This is a genomic window from Paenibacillus sp. ISL-20, from assembly GCF_018613005.1.
Taxonomy (GTDB): domain Bacteria; phylum Bacillota; class Bacilli; order Paenibacillales; family Paenibacillaceae; genus Paenibacillus_AQ.
The window spans coordinates 1-18336 of the sequence record NZ_JAGGRD010000037.1; the positions used below are offsets into that span (position 1 = coordinate 1).

At 50.9% G+C, this 18336-nt stretch carries 18 protein-coding genes and 1 riboswitch; of the genes, 6 read left to right on the plus strand and 12 right to left on the minus strand.

The features are described from left to right. The 4 genes from J7E85_RS22275 to J7E85_RS22290 form a co-directional block, all read left to right on the plus strand. On the plus strand, nucleotides 1-384 hold a 384-nt coding region (locus J7E85_RS22275), incomplete at its 5' end, for a transposase (RefSeq protein ID WP_215161621.1). A 311-nt stretch (nucleotides 385-695) separates the two neighbouring features. Next, on the plus strand, nucleotides 696-1208 hold the full coding sequence (locus tag J7E85_RS22280; RefSeq protein WP_215161623.1) for an RNA polymerase sigma factor SigV: 513 nt from the start codon (nucleotides 696-698) through the stop codon (nucleotides 1206-1208). Beyond that, complete coding sequence (gene rsiV / locus J7E85_RS22285) at nucleotides 1208-2089, plus strand: anti-sigma-V factor RsiV (protein ID WP_215161624.1); 882 nt, start codon at nucleotides 1208-1210, stop codon at nucleotides 2087-2089. The genes J7E85_RS22280 and rsiV overlap by 1 nt, the downstream gene beginning before the upstream one ends. Before the next feature lie 73 nt (nucleotides 2090-2162). After that, nucleotides 2163-3278, plus strand: a complete 1116-nt coding sequence (locus J7E85_RS22290) for a DUF3298 domain-containing protein (protein WP_215161631.1) — start codon at nucleotides 2163-2165, stop codon at nucleotides 3276-3278. Between the two features lie 184 nt (nucleotides 3279-3462). On the opposite strand, the gene comJ is transcribed toward J7E85_RS22290, so the two are convergent. From comJ to J7E85_RS22315, 5 genes are all read right to left on the minus strand, one after another. Then, a complete protein-coding gene (comJ, locus tag J7E85_RS22295) occupies nucleotides 3463-3948 on the minus strand; it encodes a competence protein ComJ (RefSeq protein ID WP_215161633.1) in 486 nt (161 codons plus the stop codon). A 102-nt stretch (nucleotides 3949-4050) separates the two neighbouring features. Further along, nucleotides 4051-4650 (minus strand): SMI1/KNR4 family protein, encoded by a 600-nt coding sequence (locus J7E85_RS22300; protein WP_215161635.1) that lies wholly within the window; start codon nucleotides 4648-4650, stop codon nucleotides 4051-4053. 269 nt (nucleotides 4651-4919) lie between these two features. Then, a complete protein-coding gene (locus J7E85_RS22305) occupies nucleotides 4920-5999 on the minus strand; it encodes a DUF418 domain-containing protein (protein ID WP_215161637.1) in 1080 nt (359 codons plus the stop codon). Continuing rightward, nucleotides 5989-6582 carry a TetR/AcrR family transcriptional regulator gene (locus tag J7E85_RS22310; protein ID WP_215161639.1) on the minus strand — a complete coding sequence of 198 codons (594 nt, stop codon included), beginning with the start codon at nucleotides 6580-6582 and terminating at the stop codon, nucleotides 5989-5991. The genes J7E85_RS22305 and J7E85_RS22310 overlap by 11 nt, the downstream gene beginning before the upstream one ends. Before the next feature lie 159 nt (nucleotides 6583-6741). Continuing rightward, nucleotides 6742-7377: a carbohydrate-binding family 9-like protein gene (locus J7E85_RS22315; protein WP_215161641.1), complete on the minus strand. Its 636-nt coding sequence runs from the start codon at nucleotides 7375-7377 to the stop codon at nucleotides 6742-6744. A 198-nt stretch (nucleotides 7378-7575) separates the two neighbouring features. Between J7E85_RS22315 and udk the strand changes: the two genes are divergently transcribed. Then, on the plus strand, nucleotides 7576-8214 hold the full coding sequence (gene udk / locus J7E85_RS22320; RefSeq protein WP_098741597.1) for a uridine kinase: 639 nt from the start codon (nucleotides 7576-7578) through the stop codon (nucleotides 8212-8214). A 121-nt stretch (nucleotides 8215-8335) separates the two neighbouring features. Here the strand turns inward: udk and J7E85_RS22325 are convergent, their stop codons facing one another. The 6 genes from J7E85_RS22325 to J7E85_RS22350 form a co-directional block, all read right to left on the minus strand. Continuing rightward, complete coding sequence (locus tag J7E85_RS22325; RefSeq protein WP_215161643.1) at nucleotides 8336-10648, minus strand: histidine kinase; 2313 nt, start codon at nucleotides 10646-10648, stop codon at nucleotides 8336-8338. 2 nt (nucleotides 10649-10650) lie between these two features. Next, nucleotides 10651-11277 carry a potassium-transporting ATPase subunit KdpC gene (kdpC, locus tag J7E85_RS22330; protein WP_215161645.1) on the minus strand — a complete coding sequence of 209 codons (627 nt, stop codon included), beginning with the start codon at nucleotides 11275-11277 and terminating at the stop codon, nucleotides 10651-10653. Between the two features lie 81 nt (nucleotides 11278-11358). Next, nucleotides 11359-13392, minus strand: a complete 2034-nt coding sequence (kdpB, locus tag J7E85_RS22335; RefSeq protein WP_215161647.1) for a potassium-transporting ATPase subunit KdpB — start codon at nucleotides 13390-13392, stop codon at nucleotides 11359-11361. Nucleotides 13393-13413: 21 nt separating this feature from the next. Next, complete coding sequence (gene kdpA / locus J7E85_RS22340; protein ID WP_215161649.1) at nucleotides 13414-15093, minus strand: potassium-transporting ATPase subunit KdpA; 1680 nt, start codon at nucleotides 15091-15093, stop codon at nucleotides 13414-13416. A 30-nt stretch (nucleotides 15094-15123) separates the two neighbouring features. Then, nucleotides 15124-15201, minus strand: coding sequence for a potassium-transporting ATPase subunit F (locus J7E85_RS34905; protein ID WP_076322684.1), 78 nt, complete (start codon nucleotides 15199-15201; stop codon nucleotides 15124-15126). Between the two features lie 150 nt (nucleotides 15202-15351). After that, a complete protein-coding gene (locus J7E85_RS22350) occupies nucleotides 15352-15762 on the minus strand; it encodes a hypothetical protein (protein WP_215161651.1) in 411 nt (136 codons plus the stop codon). 130 nt (nucleotides 15763-15892) lie between these two features. Continuing rightward, nucleotides 15893-16060, minus strand: a riboswitch (cyclic di-AMP (ydaO/yuaA leader). Nucleotides 16061-16762: 702 nt separating this feature from the next. Between J7E85_RS22350 and J7E85_RS22355 the strand changes: the two genes are divergently transcribed. After that, nucleotides 16763-17227, plus strand: coding sequence for a hypothetical protein (locus J7E85_RS22355; protein ID WP_215161652.1), 465 nt, complete (start codon nucleotides 16763-16765; stop codon nucleotides 17225-17227). A 58-nt stretch (nucleotides 17228-17285) separates the two neighbouring features. Here J7E85_RS22355 and J7E85_RS22360 read toward each other — a convergent pair whose 3' ends face one another. Next, nucleotides 17286-18206: a proline dehydrogenase family protein gene (locus tag J7E85_RS22360; RefSeq protein ID WP_215161654.1), complete on the minus strand. Its 921-nt coding sequence runs from the start codon at nucleotides 18204-18206 to the stop codon at nucleotides 17286-17288. Nucleotides 18207-18336: the final 130 nt, after the last annotated feature.

An 18336-nucleotide genomic window follows, 5' to 3' on the forward strand; every position in this document is an offset into this window, starting at 1 on the left:
CCAGCCGGACACATGGCGATCCGAAAAGCACGACAGGGGAAAAAAGGCGTCAGTAAAAACCAGCAAGACACCTATTTTTTCGATGTGGAGATCTGCAAACGCTGTCCGTTTAAGGAAGGCTGTTACAAAGAAGGAGCCAAGAGCAAGACGTATTCCGTGACGGTAAAATCCGATGAACATTCGGAACAGATGGCGTTCCAGGATACAGAATATTTCAAGGCAAAATCTAAGGAACGCTACAAAATTGAAGCAAAGAACAGTGAACTCAAACATGGACACGGATATGATGTAGCCACATCCTCGGGTCTGCTTGGCATGCAACTACAAGGGGCGATGGCCATATTCGCTGTAAATCTCAAGCGAATACTGAAATTAGTAGACTAAGAACTACTGGTGAATACAGCATTATGAAGACAAAAAGAAGACATTCATCTCCAAAACGCGGGGTGAATGTCTTCTTTTTACACTATTTGCACCGCCTCCGAAGAAAAACGCAAGTTCTTCAGTGGCCTCGTGAAAACTGGGGTCTTTTTCTTGTTGCGATCGTTGAAGAATGGGCTGAATAATGAGACAGAAACACTTTTTAAATTTTTTTTCGCAGAATCAAACTTTTTGCAAAACTCGCACGTCTTGCTTCCGTAAGTCAATTGCAATTGATGGTTACCCGCGCGGGCCCAAAGGAGTGTCATATTTACATGAGTGGCGGCCGGAAGCTTGAGAAGCTTCTTATTCAATGTATAACCGAAAATCAGGACAGCGCCTACCGGCTGGCATACAGCTACGTTAGAAATAAAGAGGATGCCCTCGATATCGTTCAGGACGCGATCCACAAAGCATTTTTATCCATGGAAAAGCTGAAGCAGACGGGTTCAATAAAAAGCTGGTTTTTCCGAATTATTGTAACAACCTCCCTGGATTTCATTAGAAAACAGAAAAAAGTCCAAGTCATGGATGACGAGAACCTGGAGGTTGTGTTACCCGGCAGCCATGATCACTATCCGAATCTGGATCTGGCCCAATCTTTGGAGGAATTACCCGACAAGTATCGGGTCGTCATCATACTCCGATTTTTTGAAGATATGAAGATTGACGAAATTGCCGAAGTGCTCCACGAGAATGTCAGCACGGTGAAAACGAGATTATACCAAGGACTACAGAGACTGCGGGTGAACTTAAGCGAGGAAGATCAAGAGGAGGCACAACGATAATGCATGACAAGCTGAATAGGATAAAAGAGCAGTACGAGAGCACTCCTATTCCTGACGAACTAAGCTCGATTGTCAACAAGACCATAGCAACCAGAAGAAAAAAAAATAGAGCGCTGCCCTGGCTCGCTAGTAGCGCAGCTGCATGCATGCTACTGTTCGCCGGAGTGAATACCAGCCCTGCCTTTGCCCAGGCCATGTCCGATGTGCCGGTTCTGGGCCATATCATCAAGGTGATCACCATCCGTGAATATGCCGAGTTAGACGATAACACGGAAGTGCATATTGAAACACCCGGCATTGCCAACTTAGGAAATACAGAGCTTGAGCAAACCCTGAATAACAAATACCTGGAAGAAAATAAAAAGCTGTATGAGAACTTCAAAGACGAAGTCGCCCTGCTAAATAAAGAAGGCGGCGCCCATCTGAGTCTCGATAGCGGTTATGAAGTGATCACCGACAATGAACAGCTGTTGACACTTTCGCGCTATATTGTCGAATCTGCTGGAAGCTCTGCCGAATCCAGAAAATACGATACGATCGACAAGAAGAACCAGATGGTGATCACACTGCCAAGTCTGTTCAAGGATGATCGTTATATCCAGGTCATCAGTGACAATATCAAGGAGCAGATGCGCCAGCAGATGCAGAATAATCCGGACAACATCTACTGGGTGGAGCAGCCTGGTGTGGAGTCCGATGTACCGGAGGATCTGTTCCAAACGATCGCCAAGGACCAAAACTTCTACATCAACCAAAACGGCAAACTGGTCATCAGCTTTAATGAATACGATGTTGCACCCGGCTATATGGGCGTCGTGGAATTTACGATCCCAACGGAAGTGATCGCAGACCAGCTCGTCAGCAGCGAATACATCCGATAGATTGACCGTTCATCACTACGAATGCAGATCACAAATTGTAGATATCAAACCCTAAATCTGGAGGTAATATATAATGAAAAAAACAATGAAAACAACAACCCCAATAACCAAAACCCTGGCGGCTGCCGGATTGGCGGGCATCCTGATGATCTCCGCTTCGGGTCTGCCATCCGCTCATGTCCATGCGGAAACCAAAGCTGCAGCAAGCACAAATCGGGTGACCGCTCCAACCGTTGCCCCGCAACTGGTAACATCCAAAACACTGCAATCCAAGGAAAAATGGCTGGAAACCAATATTAAGATCCCTGTATTCCAAGGTCTGACTGACACCAAATATCAAGACCAGTTGAATGACATTATCGAATCCCATGCTTCCAAGGATATGGACAAATGGGAGAAAGAAGCGGCGGAAGCGGCTGCAAATGCACAAAAGAATGGCTATACCATGCACCCTTATCAGCTGACCATTAATTATGAGCTCACATCGGATGGTAAAGACGACAGCTTGATTTCCCTTAAGGTCATCACCGAAGGCATCGGAATGAACAATGGTGATCCTCGTGTGGATACGTACAACTTCACGAACGAAGTCGAAGCACAGCGCGTGACGCTTGAAGACCTGTTCGGTAAAGATTACAAATCTATCGTGGATAAAGCTGTCAAAACCGCGATTGCCGCGGATCAGGACCAATACTTCGCGAACGAAGACGGATTTCAAAGCATAGACGCGGAGCAATCCTTCTATGTCGCGGACGGAAAAGCCTATATCGTATTCCAAAAATACAGCATCGCCCCTGGATCCACAGGTACACCGGAATTTGCCATAAAGCTGCCGGGTAAAGGATCAGACAAAAAGCCTGCTGCAGCCGTAGTGAAATCAGGCGCTTATTACAAAGATAAAAACGGCAAGATCATGGTTCAGGTATCCGTGCTGCGCCAGCTGCAATTCAATGTCAAGTGGAACGGCAAGAGCAAAACCACCGAAATCTCCAAAGGAGCTGTCTGGAGCGCGGTGAAGCTGAACAAGGATGCTTACACATTGGGTAAAATGGCACCACGTTCGCTGGGCTCGGCTCCTGTAATGAAAAAGGGCCACATCTATGTTCCGCTTGCTTTCCTGACAGACGTTCTGAACCTGAATGCAGATCACAGCAAGCATGGTCAGATTACGGTGACCGCTGCAAAATAATAGATCCACTCCATTCAAAGTCTGTGCCTCCTGCACACCATCTTTCAAAGCAGGGGACAGCACAGCATGCGGTAAAGAAGAGGCCCTCTCCAAAACGGAGACGGCCTCTTCTTATTTTCATATTAACTTAAGAACATTTACCTTAACTAGGCCTTCCTTGTCCCTGTTATAACGCAAAATTCCGTCAGCAATACCCCAACGACAATGCTTCTCCAGCCTTGCCGCCCCATTCATCATCCATCAGATACCGGGCATGAATCCCTTCTCCCTCATGTACAAAAGTGAAACGATAATACACTTCTTCATCCTCGCAAATCTCAAAATACAGTGCGTATCGCCCCTTTTGCAGCGGAAGCTCAATAACGGCGTCCGACATGACGGACAACAACTCCAGCTTCTCGGGATCGAGAACGTCAAACGGCACGACCATCCGCCGCTGCGCGTTCGGATCTTCGATGAACGCCTCTTTCAAGGCCAGTTTCACCCAGGCGCCGAAAGCATCGTCAGGGATGGGATCAAAGGTGAGATAACCGGGATGAATAACAACGCCCTGTTTGATATTGATTTCTCCCCATTGGCACAAATCCTCATCAAAGTCCCGTGAGCGGACTTGTATCTGATGGTGCGAGATGGTAAGGTCCACCTCTTGGGTCATTTTTGTATGCTGCATATGTATAGCACCTCGCTTTTTGGATATCTGCATTCTAATTAAGCCGCCCCATATAGATCGTGGCCAGCCTGCGTTCCTTATCCACCTGAACCCGCCCTGCCATCAGTAGTCCACCTCTTCAATGTCGGTGCGCAGATTGCGATTGGACGCCTGAAGCAGCTCCGTGAAGGAAGGCGCGATATAATACACAAAGTCAGGATCATGCACGTACATGATGATCTGCCCGGACGTTCCCGGCTCCGCCGGATCGAAATCCAGCATTAGATACAGCGACCCGCCTGCCATCGTGGCAAACGGATACCAAGCCTTGTGAAACAGATACGGTTTAATCTTCGGATCCAGCTGCTGTATTTCCTCCGAACTGTAATACGCATCCAGTGGTTCATCCCGCTCGCAAAAATAAGATTTGACTTCCTTCATCTCTTCCAGGCTCATCAGGTAAAACGGCGGGTATTCTCCATCCCCCTCGTTACCGGGATAGAGCACGTGAAACCCGTATCCGCTGCCGTTCTTCTTACTGTAAAACGAACGAAAGTCCTGCGGCAACTTGATCCCGAACTCCGCTTCGAAAAGCTGCAACTGGGCAGGAGCAGCCCCCTCCAATTGTTTATATTCCTCCAGCAGATCCCGAAGATCTTCGGTGACCTTCTCCTCCAATTGCTGCTCCAGCTCGAGCATCAGTCCATCAATGACAGCATTCATACAATAACCTCCGTTTATTACATGTCCACTTACTCCAAGCGGGGTGCTTCCCTTTACTAAAAGTATATAGAACGCTGCAATGAAAACAACATGTCCTACGGCATGTTAAAAAAGGGACAAAATCCCCCTTGAGATGTTGGTTTTGGTTCTTTTATGAAAACAGCCTGGGGAATTTCTGGCTGCTGAAGCGCAGCTATTTCATGGCGGTATCAGTTCATTCGATACCAGGGATAAGTGGGATAGAGATAGCCCGCTCTCCTACCGGAGAGTTAACACCATTTTCGCATAAGCAGCTCCATGGGACCTCGCTTCACTCGCTTTCTCCATGCCCAAGAGAAGATGACAGCCATCACAAAGTAACCGCAGCCGTAAGCAACCGCAAGGCCCAGATTGCCATGGTTCAAATACCCGATCGCTTCCAACAGTCCCAATCCAATGAAGATATGACCGAGATAATGGGAGAGCGAGAGCTGCCCGGTCCATATAAGCCACCCTGTCAGACGGTTCTTCTCCAAACGCTCAACGATATAAAAACAGATCGTAATCACGGCAACAGCCAGACAAGCGGCAGAACATACATAGAGCAGCGTGGGTGGCATCGGCTTGGTGGTAAACAGATAACTCGCCGAATCGGCATCAAGCCACGGGGACGTCCAGCGAATGAGGAAATAGGATAACAGCTCAAATATAACCGCTCCGGACAATGAATAAATCATGAGCTTCCGTCTGTGGCTGCCGCCCCACCAGCCCTTTCTTCCAAGCCACATGCCGATGAAGAAAAAGCTGCTCCATGGAAAAAGGGGATGATATCCGTTGAACATCAAATTACGGATGAATCCTTCCCCGGTCCAAAAGCCCGTATATCGATGAAAACCAGAGTCCCACCCCTTGCTGTAGTCCATCAGGATCAACATGGATGATGATACGATCAGAACGAGTTCGGTCAGGATTAGGAGCGTTCTGTCCGATACCGTTATAAGTACCGCGGCCAGAAGTAAAAATACCGCATAATAGTGCAATATATCGGCGCTCCATCCGGTCAGCAGCAGAAGTGTCCCGGCTATGAACAAGAATACGGCTCTCCTCACCAATGTCTTCTGATTCTCTCGAATCATGTGTGGGTCCCGGGAAACACTAGCCTTCGCAGTCATTAAGGATACACCGATGCCAGCCAGCACCACGAACAATGCAGAAGCTCTTCCTTCAAACAGACCGGCGATGGTTTGCAGCCAATTTGCTCCATGATCCCCCACCTCCATGGCAAGTTTATAATTGACAATAATCATGCCGAAGATGGCCCAGGCGCGAGCATAATCGAGTGCGGTTAAACGCGTTGTCTTAGAGCTCATTTCCCTCAGCTCCTGACATCACTTGGTTGACCGCTTGCGTCCAGATCGCCTCATAGTCGTACTCAAGACCGTAACTCATAAAATTATCCATGCTGTCAATGATCATCGTCAGCATCTGTGCCTGAACTCCCATATTGCCCTCCGGCAGAGCTCCAATGGAAACTCCATACTTCAGCAGCTCCGTAAAGCCGGAAGTGAACCCTTCCAGAATGCCGATTAGCCGCCGTGCATATTTAGGATTGCGGTAACCCAAGGCCTGATACTGATTCATAATTCGAGTGTAGTGTTCATCTTCCTGTTGCGTATGGACCATGTTCAATCCGTCAGAGGTAAGCCTCGCGCCGAAATTCTCCACCGTATAATTCTCCAGTTGAAAATAAACATGAAAACCGATGCTGCGGTAAATCTCTTCAAAAAGTTTGTCAATAAGAGCTTCCTTCGAAGAAAAGTGATAATAAAGCGCAGGCTTAGATACATCCAGTTCCTTGGCGATCATCGCCATGCTCGTTTTCTCAAAACCTTGTTCAGCAAACAAGCGATAGCTTGTATCTAAAATAACCTCGTACGTTGATGGATTACTCATCTTGATCTAAACAACTCCTCATAATTCTACTTACCGGTCGGTAAGTAGATGATAGTACAGGATGATCTTATTTGCAACATGATTCTCTTCGCAAACACAAGAATGCCGCACAGCGGATATGAAAATCCACCGATGCGGCATTCCGGTTACATTGATATGCTAGATGACATCGACAAAATCCAATTTCCCAAAACGCGAAGGAATATGGTAATTCACCTCACCGGTCGGGCTCCATGCCTGATATTCCCGATTTCCTTGGGTGTCCTCGTCAATGCGGTAAAAATTCACGTTCCAGCTTCGTCCCGCTTGCGGTGGATTCTTGAAATTCGCAGCCGGAATACGAATTTCATAAATCAAATTCCCCTTGCCGTCATGCTCTACCGAAGTCTGAAGACCGGCAAAATCCCACTTTATATCGCTGCTCGCGATCGACTTATGTCCGTCGTTACGGATCAGGGCGTCAAATATAATATTGTTCGGGCTAACCTCAAGCTCGATATATTCCATTCCCGTTCCTGCTTCGTCGATAAACAGTTCCACGACATCCTGTTCATACAGCGGATCATCCCGATGCTGATACTCCGATACGATATGAGAATCTTGGCAAACAAACCGTACATAGAAGCATTCGGAGCTCCAGCAGGCGCGAACCTCGGTCGCTTCATTCGTAGCAAGCCCGGTCACGGTATCACTTAAGGCCACCGCTCCATAACGGTCCCAATCGACGCTCCCCTGACGCTCTCCCTGCTGAATGTATATAACGGGCTTGCACGGGTAAATTGCAGTATAATGCATGATTATCCCTCCGAAAAAATTCAATAGTTAAATCTATCCTCTATGATAAGACATACAGATTCAGTTCGCTATTCCATGGTAAGAATAAAGAAAGTACGGGAAATCCCATCTTTTGCTCTATGTCCCCATAGTGAAAATAAGCGCATGCTGTGCTACAATAATAAAATTGCAAACTCTAGGGAGGGTTATGGATTCGCCATGCTCATAATTGGTATCGCCGGCGGCACCGGATCGGGCAAAACGACGGTTGCCCGCTCTGTCATTGACCGTCTTGGTTCAGATAAAGTGACTTTCATTTCGCAGGATAACTATTACAAGGATCATAAGGAACTCAGTTTCGAAGAACGCGAAGCGATTAACTATGATCATCCGTTCGCCTTTGACAACGAGCTGCTCGTCGAACATCTCGGCATTTTAAAAAGCGGACAACCTGCATTCGCACCAGTGTATGATTTTACTGCCCATGCCCGCTTCACGGATCAGACCCTCGAACTGAAGCCGAACAACATCGTCATCATTGAAGGCCTTCACGTGCTGTCTGATGAGAATCTGCGCAAGCTGCTTCACATTAAAGTGTTTGTGGATACCGATCCCGATGTACGCCTGCTTCGCCGGGTCGTACGCGATATCGAAGACCGCGGCCGGACCATCCAGTCGATTCACAATCAGTATCTGACTACCGTCAAGCCAATGCATGAGGCGTTCATTGAACCCTCCAAGAAATACGCCGACCTGATCATTCCCGAAGGCGGAGAGAATGAAGTTGGCATTCGCCTGCTCTCCATCTTAACCGAGAAATATTTGACCGGCGACCGCACATTGTCAGGTGAACAATAGGACAAGCCTGCGTATCAGCCATTTGGCAGTTTGGCAGCAAGGAAAAAAGCCCGCGGATCTGTAATTACAGGTCTGTGGGCTTGCTTTTTGGTGTTATCCGTGTCGCTTGCGCTAGTATTGCCTAATCCGCAACCACTAGCACATCCATATGCCTTGCACATCGCAGCAGGCTCCGGATCATTTTCCGCTGGGCGTACAGCTTCCATCCGGCCATCTGCGGCTGTCCGATAATCAACTGGGTGGCCTTGGCCTCATCTGCCGCGGCGACCAATTGAGAGGAGATGGCGCGTGCTGGCCCCTTTTTTAACGGCAGCACGGTGAACGTTCCTCCGAGGCGGTCCGTTAACGTCTCAAGAGCCGTCAAGCGCTGGCGGTCGTCATGGGATAGATGAAGTTGACACACCCTTGGGAATGGAAATGCCACATACCAGGCAGCCTTCAGCCGATGGGCGATCCGGAAGCCGCGGCGAATGAGCCGCTCAGCCTGTGGGCCGCTGCCAACTATGACATAGATAACCTCCTCGCGCCGCCACGGTCCTCGAAGCGAGCTGCTGCGCTGCCATAACTCCAGCCTCTCGTCCACATCATCCGCGATTTCTCTTAAGGCAAGCTCTCTTAAAGCAATGAGGTTTCCCGTCTTAAAAAAATGGCCGAGCGCCTGCGGGATTTTCTCCGGCGCATAGATTTTCCCGTCCTTCATCCGCTGCCGCAGCGACTCCGGCGTCACGTCGATGAGCTGAACCTCATCGGCCAATTGCAGAATATGGTCCGGCACCGTCTCGCGGACACGAACACCGGTCATTTGCTCAACGGCATCATTCAAGCTCTCCAGATGCTGCACATTCACGGTTGTAATGACAGAGATGCCGGCCGACAGAATATCCAGCACGTCTTCATACCGTTTCTTGTGCTTGCTTCCGGGAACATTCGTATGCGCCAGCTCATCCACAAGAACCACGTCCGGCCTGCGTCGAATGATTTCATCGGTATCCATCTCCTCAAGGCGTGATCCCTGGTAGTTCATCTCTTTGCGCGGAAGAACTTCGAGTTCGCCGATCTGTGACTGCGTATCCTTCCGGCCGTGCGTCTCCAACAGTCCGGTAAGAACCGTCAATTCCTTCTTTAGCAGATCATTGCCTTCGCGCAGCATCGCATACGTCTTGCCCACACCCGGGGCAGCCCCGATGTAGACTTTAAACCGCCCCCGCTTGACCTGCTCCATCTTCCGGTCCAACTCTTGTTCATTCAAGCGATGGAACGATTCGAAAGGGAGCCGCTGCGGATGGAGCCGAGCCGGGATGATCCGCTCTCCGTCATGTGCTGCCCGATCCGCCACCATAAAAATATCCATCCCGCGCGTCTTCTTCAGCAGATCCTGAAGGATCGAGCCCTGCCACAGCTCTTGCATGCGCGTCTGCTTCGAATGGCCAAGAACAATGCGTGTAACATGGTGCTCCAGCGCATACTGAACAAGCACGTCAGCCAGCTTCCTCCGGGAACGGAGGGGCAGTTCCTCCAGCTCGGCGCCAATCCGCACCGCGAGCTTAACCATGGAACGCTTAAAGGCAGCCTGTTCTTTGGTAAGCTCTAATCCCGGTTTCACAAACGTGATGGCCAACAGCTCGCCGTTTAATCGCTTCGCGATCTGCTGCCCGCGCCGCATATAGATAGACCCGTTCCAATGGTACTGGGTGGACACCAGTATTCGCTCAAGGGCTCCAGATGGACCAACGAGTCCATGCTCCTTGCGGTACCGCTCCAGCGAATGGCTCACTCCTTCAGCAACAAGACGGAGCGTCAACTCCCGGAGCACGGCCAAATTGCCCTGCTTCCATACGCTGCCGCCTCCAAGCAGGCCATCCTGTGCCCGTTCCAGCATCGTTTCGGGTGTTACGTCAATGAGCACCACCTCATCGGCGCTCTCCAGCGTATCGGCCGGTACCGTATGGCTGGCTTTAATGCCCGTCAGCTTGGAGGCAATGCCCTGCACGTCCTCCAGCTCATACACGTTGACCGTCGTGATGACGCTGATCCCCCGACTTAACAGGAATCGGATGTCATCCAGCCGCGTGGCATGCCGCGCTCCCTTCCGGTTCCGATGGGCAAGCCCATCAACAAGCACCACCTCCGGGTTGCGCTGCACCAGCAGATCCAGATCAAGATCCTTCTTCTCTACGCCGTCCTCCACCCAATGAATGCTGGGCACCCGCTCCAGATTCCGGACCTGCTCCACCGTTTCCGGACGCTGCATCGTGGATACGGCACATATGACGACATCGATGCCTTGCAGCCTCAGAGTCTGTCCTTCGCGAAGCATATGATAGGTTTTTCCCGAACCGCTCACAGCCCCGATATATACCTTGAGCCTTCCATGATGGAGCTTCGCAATCGACCTTAGGATTTCCTCCGGCGATTTTCTCCGAAATGGGTCCATAATCAATCAAGAAGCTCGGCAAGAGCCAGGTTCAGCTTCAACACATTGACGCGCGGTTCACCGAACACACCCAAATCCCGTCCCTCCGTATGTTCCTTTACCAGCTGATCAAGCTCTGCCTCCGCAATTCCGGTCAGCTTGCTGATCCGCGGAATCTGAATATCCGCTGCCTGAGGCGATATGTGAGGATCCAATCCGGAGCCGGAATTCGTTACCAGATCCATCGGCACCTCGCTCACCGGAACGTCCGGATTGTTCTCCTTCCATGCTTCAATCGAAGCCTTCGTTCGTTCGATCAGGTCCGGGTTGGAAGGTGCATAGTTATTGCTGCCTGATCCGGCGCCGTTGTATTCAATGCTGGACACCCTGCCGTGAAAATATTGAGGTTCCGTAAAGTTCTGGCCGATCAATTCGGAACCAACCACCTTTCCGCTCCGATCCGCGACCAAGCTGCCGCCAGCTTGCTTCGGCATGAGCAGCTGCGCCGCTCCTGTCGTAACCAGCGGATAGAGAACTCCACATAACACGATAAATACAAGACTCGTTCTTACGGCAATGCCCAGGGAGACACGGGCGGAACCCGCCTTAGTATGAGGCGCCGGTGATGATTGCTGCAATGGATTATTCATAATTTCTCAATCCTTCCCTTGATATCTTCCACGTAAAGCAATCTTCGAGTTATCCCGATATGCCCGCTACGATGATCATATCTAAATCCACAGATGGACGATCATGTCGATCAGCTTAATCCCGATAAAGGGTACGATTACGCCACCTAAGCCATAGATCAGCACATTGCGCTGAAGCAGCTTCGACGAACTCATTGGCTTATAGGCTACGCCCTTCATCGCAAGCGGTATCAGCAGTGGGATAATGATGGCATTAAAGATCAGCGCCGACAGAATCGCCGACATGGGAGAACCCAGTCCCATGACGTTGAGAACATTCATGCTTGGTATAGCGGCTGCAAACATCGCCGGTATGATGGCAAAATATTTGGCGACATCGTTCGCGACGCTGAACGTGGTCAGCGCGCCCCGCGTCATCAGCAGCTGCTTGCCGATGGCAACCACCTCGATAATCTTCGATGGATCTGAATCCAGATCCACCATATTAGCCGCTTCCTTGGCTGCGGTGGTACCGCTGTTCATCGCCAGCCCCACATCGGCCTGCGCCAGCGCCGGGGCGTCGTTCGTACCGTCACCGGTCATCGCTACTAACTTCCCTTCGGCTTGTTCTCGGCGGATAACGGCAATCTTATCCTCGGGCTTGCTCTCGGCGATATAATCATCGACGCCCGCTTCACGGGCAATCGTCGCCGCGGTGAGCGGATTGTCGCCCGTGCACATGATCGTCTTGATGCCCATCCGGCGCAGCTGGTCAAACCGTTCCTTCATGCCCGGCTTCACGGTATCCTTCAGGTAGATCAGACCATAGATGCGGTTATCCACGGCGACAGCGAGCGGAGTTCCGCCCTCTGTCGCGATGGCGTCACGGTTTGGCGTCAAATCCGAAGGGATGGAGCCTGCTTGCAACAGGACCCACGCCTTGACGGCATCCACCGCGCCCTTGCGGACTTTCCGTCCATCCTGCAGATCCATGCCGCTCATCCGGGTCTCAGCCTTAAATTCGATGAATTCCGCCCCAGCCGCCATGCTTTCATCCACTTCGAGTCCTTCCTTCTTCAGCAGCTCCAATACCGAGCGTCCTTCCGGCGTCTCGTCTTGCAGCGAGCTCACGGCTGCCCACTGGGAAACCGAGGCAAGCGATTCACCGCCGACGGGAATCAACTGGCTGGCCATCCGGTTCCCGAACGTAATGGTACCCGTCTTATCTAGAATCATCGTATTGATGTCACCGGCGGCCTCCACCGCCTTGCCCGACATCGCCAGCACATTGAACTGCGTCACCCGGTCCATGCCGGCAATCCCGATCGCCGACAGCAAGCCCCCGATCGTGGTCGGGATGAGACATACCAGCAGCGAGATCAGTACCGGAACAGACAGCTCGATGCCAAGATACTTCGCAATCGGTGCGAGCGTAACGACAACGATCAGGAAAATCAGCGTTAAGACGATCAACAACGTGTTCAGCGCAATTTCATTCGGCGTCTTCTGGCGGGAGGCTCCTTCAACAAGCGAAATCATCCGGTCGATAAACGATTCCCCCGGATCGCTCGTAATCCGGATTTTGATCGTATCGCTGACAACCCGGGTGCCCCCGGTGACCGAGCTGAAATCGCCACCAGCTTCTTTAATGACGGGTGCGGACTCGCCGGTAATCGCCGATTCGTCAACGGACGCAAGGCCCACAATGACTTCCCCGTCCCCGGGAATCATCTCGCCCTGCGTAACGACCACGATATCTCCTTTGCGAAGATCCGTGGACGGTACGGATTGTACCCCTCCGTTCTCCATCACTTTATGGGCCGTCATTTCCTGCTTGGATTGCTTAAGGGAATCGGCCTGCGCCTTCCCGCGTCCTTCGGCAAGCGCCTCTGCGAAGTTAGCGAACAGCAGCGTCAACAGCAAAATCACAAACACCGTCAGATTAAATCCGATACTGCCCTCTGTCCCGAAATAGGACGGAAATAACGGCATCAGCAAAACAACCAGGGTGCCGGCCTCCACCACAAACATGACCGGATTTCTCATCATCAGGACGGGGTTCAGCTTCGTGAAACTCTCCTTGAGCGCCTGACGAACCATCTCTTTGGACATCACTTTTTTTCTCGTATTATTCATGGTAATAGGCCACCTTTTCTATTAACGGATCGTCAGATGCTCAGCAATCGGACCAAGCACAAGTACAGGCAGGAAGGTCAATGCACCGATAATCAGAACCACCGCAATGAGAATGCCGGCAAACAGCTTATTATCTGTCCGGAACGTCCCAAGCGTCTCGGGAACCCATTGCTTCCGCATCAGCGAGCCGCCCACCGCCAACAGGGCAATCATCGAAATGTAACGGCCGAAGAGCATGACCAGTCCTGTTGTAATGTTCCAGAACGGTGTGTTATCTGACAGACCCTCAAATCCGGAACCGTTATTGGCAGCGGAAGACGTGTATTCGTACAATACTTGCGAGATGCCATGAAAGCCCGCATTGGTAATGCCTGCCTGCCCTGCATCCGTCATCAGCGCAAGGGCGGTCGGAGTCAGGATGATAAATGGATGCACCAGGATAACAATCGCAATCAGCTTCATCTCCCGCGCCTCGATTTTTCTGCCTAGAAATTCGGGGGTTCGACCAACCATAAGACCGGCCAGGAACACCGCCAATATCGCGTACATGAGCATATTCATCAGCCCAACGCCCTTTCCGCCAAAAACAGAGTTCAGCATCATCAGGGACAGCGGCGTAATCCCTCCAAGCGGCGTGAGTGTATCATGCATGTTGTTGACCGATCCGGTCGTGGCCGCGGTCGTCACCGTGGTGAACAGAGAAGATTGAGCAACCCCGAACCGGACCTCCTTGCCCTCCATGCTGCCTTGCGAGGCATCGATGCCTAAGCGGTTCAGCGCCGGATTGCCATTGGTTTCAGCGGCATAGTTCAGCGACAGGAAAGCGATAAACAAGGTCATCATCACCGAGAAAATAATCCAGCCCTGTTTGCGGCTCTTGGCGAATAAACCGAACGTATACGGAAGTGCCGCCCCGAGACTCCACATGGACAGGATTTCGATGACATTGGTTAGCGGGGACGGGTTCTCTAACGGATGTGCCGAGTTCACCCCCATAAACCCGCCGCCGTTAGTGCCCAGATGCTTGATCGATTCAAGCGCAGCTACTGGCCCTACAGCTATTTGCTGCTCGCCACCTTCCAGCGTCGTGACGCTGAGCGTAGGCTTCAAGGTCTGCGGCACCTGCAGCGCAACCAGTATCATTGCAATGATGAACGCAGCCGGGATGAACACCCGGGTGTGAGCTTTGACGAAGTCCTCAAAAAAATTACCGACGGTTGAGCCCTTGCTAGTCACCGCCCGGATAAAAGCAATCGCCACGCAGAGCCCGGTTGCCGCAGACGTGAACATCATCATCGTAATGACAGCCATCTGGACCATATAGGATAACCCCGACTCCCCGCTATAATGCTGAAGATTCGTATTGGTCATAAAGCTGATGATCGTAGAGAACGACAAGGTCGATTCCATATTATCGATGCCATTCGGGTTGAAGGGCAGCACTCTCTGCAACCGCAGAATCAAATACCCAGCTGCGACCAGAACGATATTCGTCATCACAAAGCTGATGGCATACCCTTTCCACGTCATTCCCTTGCGTTCTTTCAAGCCAATCAGTGCGAAGATCGGTTTCTCCGCCCAGGAGAACCATCTGTCCGTTCCATTGCCTTCATTGCGAAACACCTGATATAGATAAGTTCCGAGCGGCTTTACCAGCAGCACCAGAACGAGTATAACGATGGCAATTTGTAAAATGCCCATGGCGAATGCCTTCCTCCTTCAGCGGTCTCCCTAGAATTTTTCAGGGTGAATCAGCGCATAAATCAAGTACAGAAAAATAAAAAGCGTGCATACCAAAATGATCATCATGGTTAATCCGCCTCCGGTTCCGAAACCACGCGCCCGCACCAAGACATAAACAGCATGAGCAGTCCGTAGGTTCCTCCCAATATGAGCACCATATATAAATCCTGCATGAATATAACCTCCTAAAACATCGTTGGGATATCAGCCAAGGCCTTAGCTGACAATGGGCGAAATCAGGAAGGATACCTGGTGATGGTTCGTATGAAGCACCACATCGGCACCCAGCCCTTTGTATATCAATCGCGGATTGCTGGAGTGGGTAATCACATAAATCGACTCCGTGGTCCAGGTCCGGCAAATCCGTAAATAGCGGCAGCATAGATTCAAGCTGCTCTCGAACAGAAACACCTTGCTGACGGGAAACTCGGGAATGATCCAGGTTTGCTCGTCCCTTGTATCGATTAGTATCATGTTGGTGCAGCCCAGCTCATGCAGCCTCTCCTGTTCAACCCGGTTGTTGGCTATAGCCACAAACGAAATGCGCTTAAAGATCAGCTGGCGGATAAATTCTTCCCCGGCCTTGTTCGGTGCGGATACCAGGATAAACTCCTGCGATTTCTCCATCTTTTGTTCTCCTCCTAAGTTCGGAAAGAGAAGACAACAACAAAGAAGCCTGTGGAAAGAGAAGAACTCTTCCCGCAGGCTCCTTAATAGGACACGGTGAAATACACCGTGGCCCAAGTCCACGACAATCGTTGCCTCTCTCGATACGCTTACGAGGTTAGCTGACGGATTCGGGCGTGAGAGTCGCCCTACCCATAGACCGTTATCTTGTCCATGGGATTCACCCCTGAGAGATAGATTCATCTCCCGACTGGTTCCCCCGTTCCTTTTCCATTCAAGGACTCAGCGAAAATTGAAAACGAGTAGCATGTTATTCTATTAGCCATTGACTAAACATCCAGGTCCGGCAAAACAACACAGCATCAGGTTCGAGCGGTGAGAGTCGCATCATCCTGCAATTTCAGCGAAGGCCCATGGCGCCTTCGCCCGAGATTCGATCCATAAAAGAGCCCAACTGAGCTCTCACACTGTCTGTAGGCCTTCATGGAACGGCTGCCCGTTTGCCTGTCGCTGATGTCCGTCAATTCATAGTTCGTATCATACGTCTGGCCCTGCAGGAAGTAAATGTGAGCAAAAACACATGTGGCGTTATGTCGAACAGGAACTGACCAGTATCGCTTCATTATCTCCCGAATACTACTCTATACTATGTATTTCTCTTGTTTTCTTGTATTTATCGCAATCTATCGAGATACCGAGATTTTGCCATGATAATCGATGACACGACTGAATGTACACGTTTTCTTATACGGTTTTCATCGATTTTCGGAATGTATCCGTCCCATATGATCATTTACTTTTAGTTTCCTCCGGCGTATGATTCATCCATCTATTCGAAACATTCGTTATACGCTGAGCTCCCGACAGATGGGGAGACGGGGGAACCAAAATCGCCAATGGAGCAGGGCCTCTAACGATACATAGGCCTGGAGAGCGGGGGGTCTCTGCTCACCAGGCCTATTTGCCGCGCATATAACATTCCTATAAAGGAGCGTAGATCATGACGAAATTCATTGAGGCTGCACTGGCACCCGTTATCGAAACCGGAGTTCCCGCATTAAGTGTAGAGCCCATCCGCCATATGGAGATATTTCGTTTCGACCAGGGCTCAGCTGAACGCTTTATCCCCTGGAGCGACCGAGATTGGAACTGCGGTTTGTTCAAAATCAGCTGCAATGACGCGGCCGGGTATGCCGAATATGCGCTGCCAAGCAACAGGCAATTCACGGATCTGGTCCGCTGGGCATCCGTCTTTACAAGGCTGAGGGGCATGCCCGTAACCGAGGCGGTTCGCTATGCCCAGAAGCAGCACCAGTGGGGATCCGCCCGGATGCAGCTCGCCGTATCGGCCCTCGCCGATCTGGAGACCAATCTGCAACAGCACATCACCCGTAAGCGGTTAGGCAGCTTGCCGCTGGAGCGTTCCTTCCTGATGGACTGCTCGGAGGCGTATTATTTCTTCTAGGACAGTAGCTAGAGAGCTACCGTCCTCGCTTCGCTTTCAATTGATTGTTTTCCCCCGCTCACTTGAACATATTTTTGAGCACCATCATCAGGTTGGCCGGCTTCTCCGCCAGCCGCCGCGTAAAATACGGGTACCACATCGTTCCGTAGGGCATATAACACCGAATGCGGTAGCCGTCCTGTGCAAGCGCTGCCTGATCGTTCATCCGCAGCCCGTACAGCATCTGAAACTCAAATTCCTGTTTGTCTATGTGACTCTGCTCGGCAAACACCTTCACCCAGTCGATGATGTTGTCATCATGCGAAGCAATCGCAACGTAGGCACCCTGATCAAAATGCATTTTGATCAATTTCTTATAGTTGTCAATGACCTCCCGCTTCTGCTGAAAAGCGATCGTTCTCGGCTCTTTGTACGCCCCCTTCACGAGCCGCAGATTAACACCGGCATTGATTAAATTCTTGACGTCCTCCTCCGTACGGAACAAGTAGGCCTGCATCACGGTCCCCACATTGGTCAGCCCCTCCTTATGGAGCCGCAGCGTCATATCTATCGTCGCCTGGGTATACGGCGAATCCTCCATATCCAGACGAACGAAGTTGCGGTGCTCTTTCGCCTTTTTCGCCACCAGCTTGATATTCTCGTAAGCCTTCTCGGGGTCCAGTGCCATGCCCATCTGCGTCGGCTTCAGCGAAACGTTCGATTTCACTCCCCGGTTGGCAATCCCTTCTACAAGCTTTAAATACTCCTCCCGGTACCCGGCCGCTTCGTCCAGCGTCGTGATACCCTCCCCCAAATGATCGAGCGTGACGAGAATGCCCTTCTCATTCAGCCTCTCAATTTCATCCAGCGCCTCGTCCAAGGTATCGCCGGCTATGAATCTGCCCGCCAGTTTTCGGCCGTACTTGATCGACAACCACTTCACGAATTTATTACCGGACACCGTCAGGATCACTTTACGGTAAAGTTCGGTTCCATCCATGCGAGCTCCCCCTTTGCAAAAGGCAAACCAAAATGCACTCTATCTTAACTCATATGCAAAAATCATGACGGCATGCAGAAAGACATACATATCTAACATCGAGCTTTTCACCAAGAGATTCTAACACCCC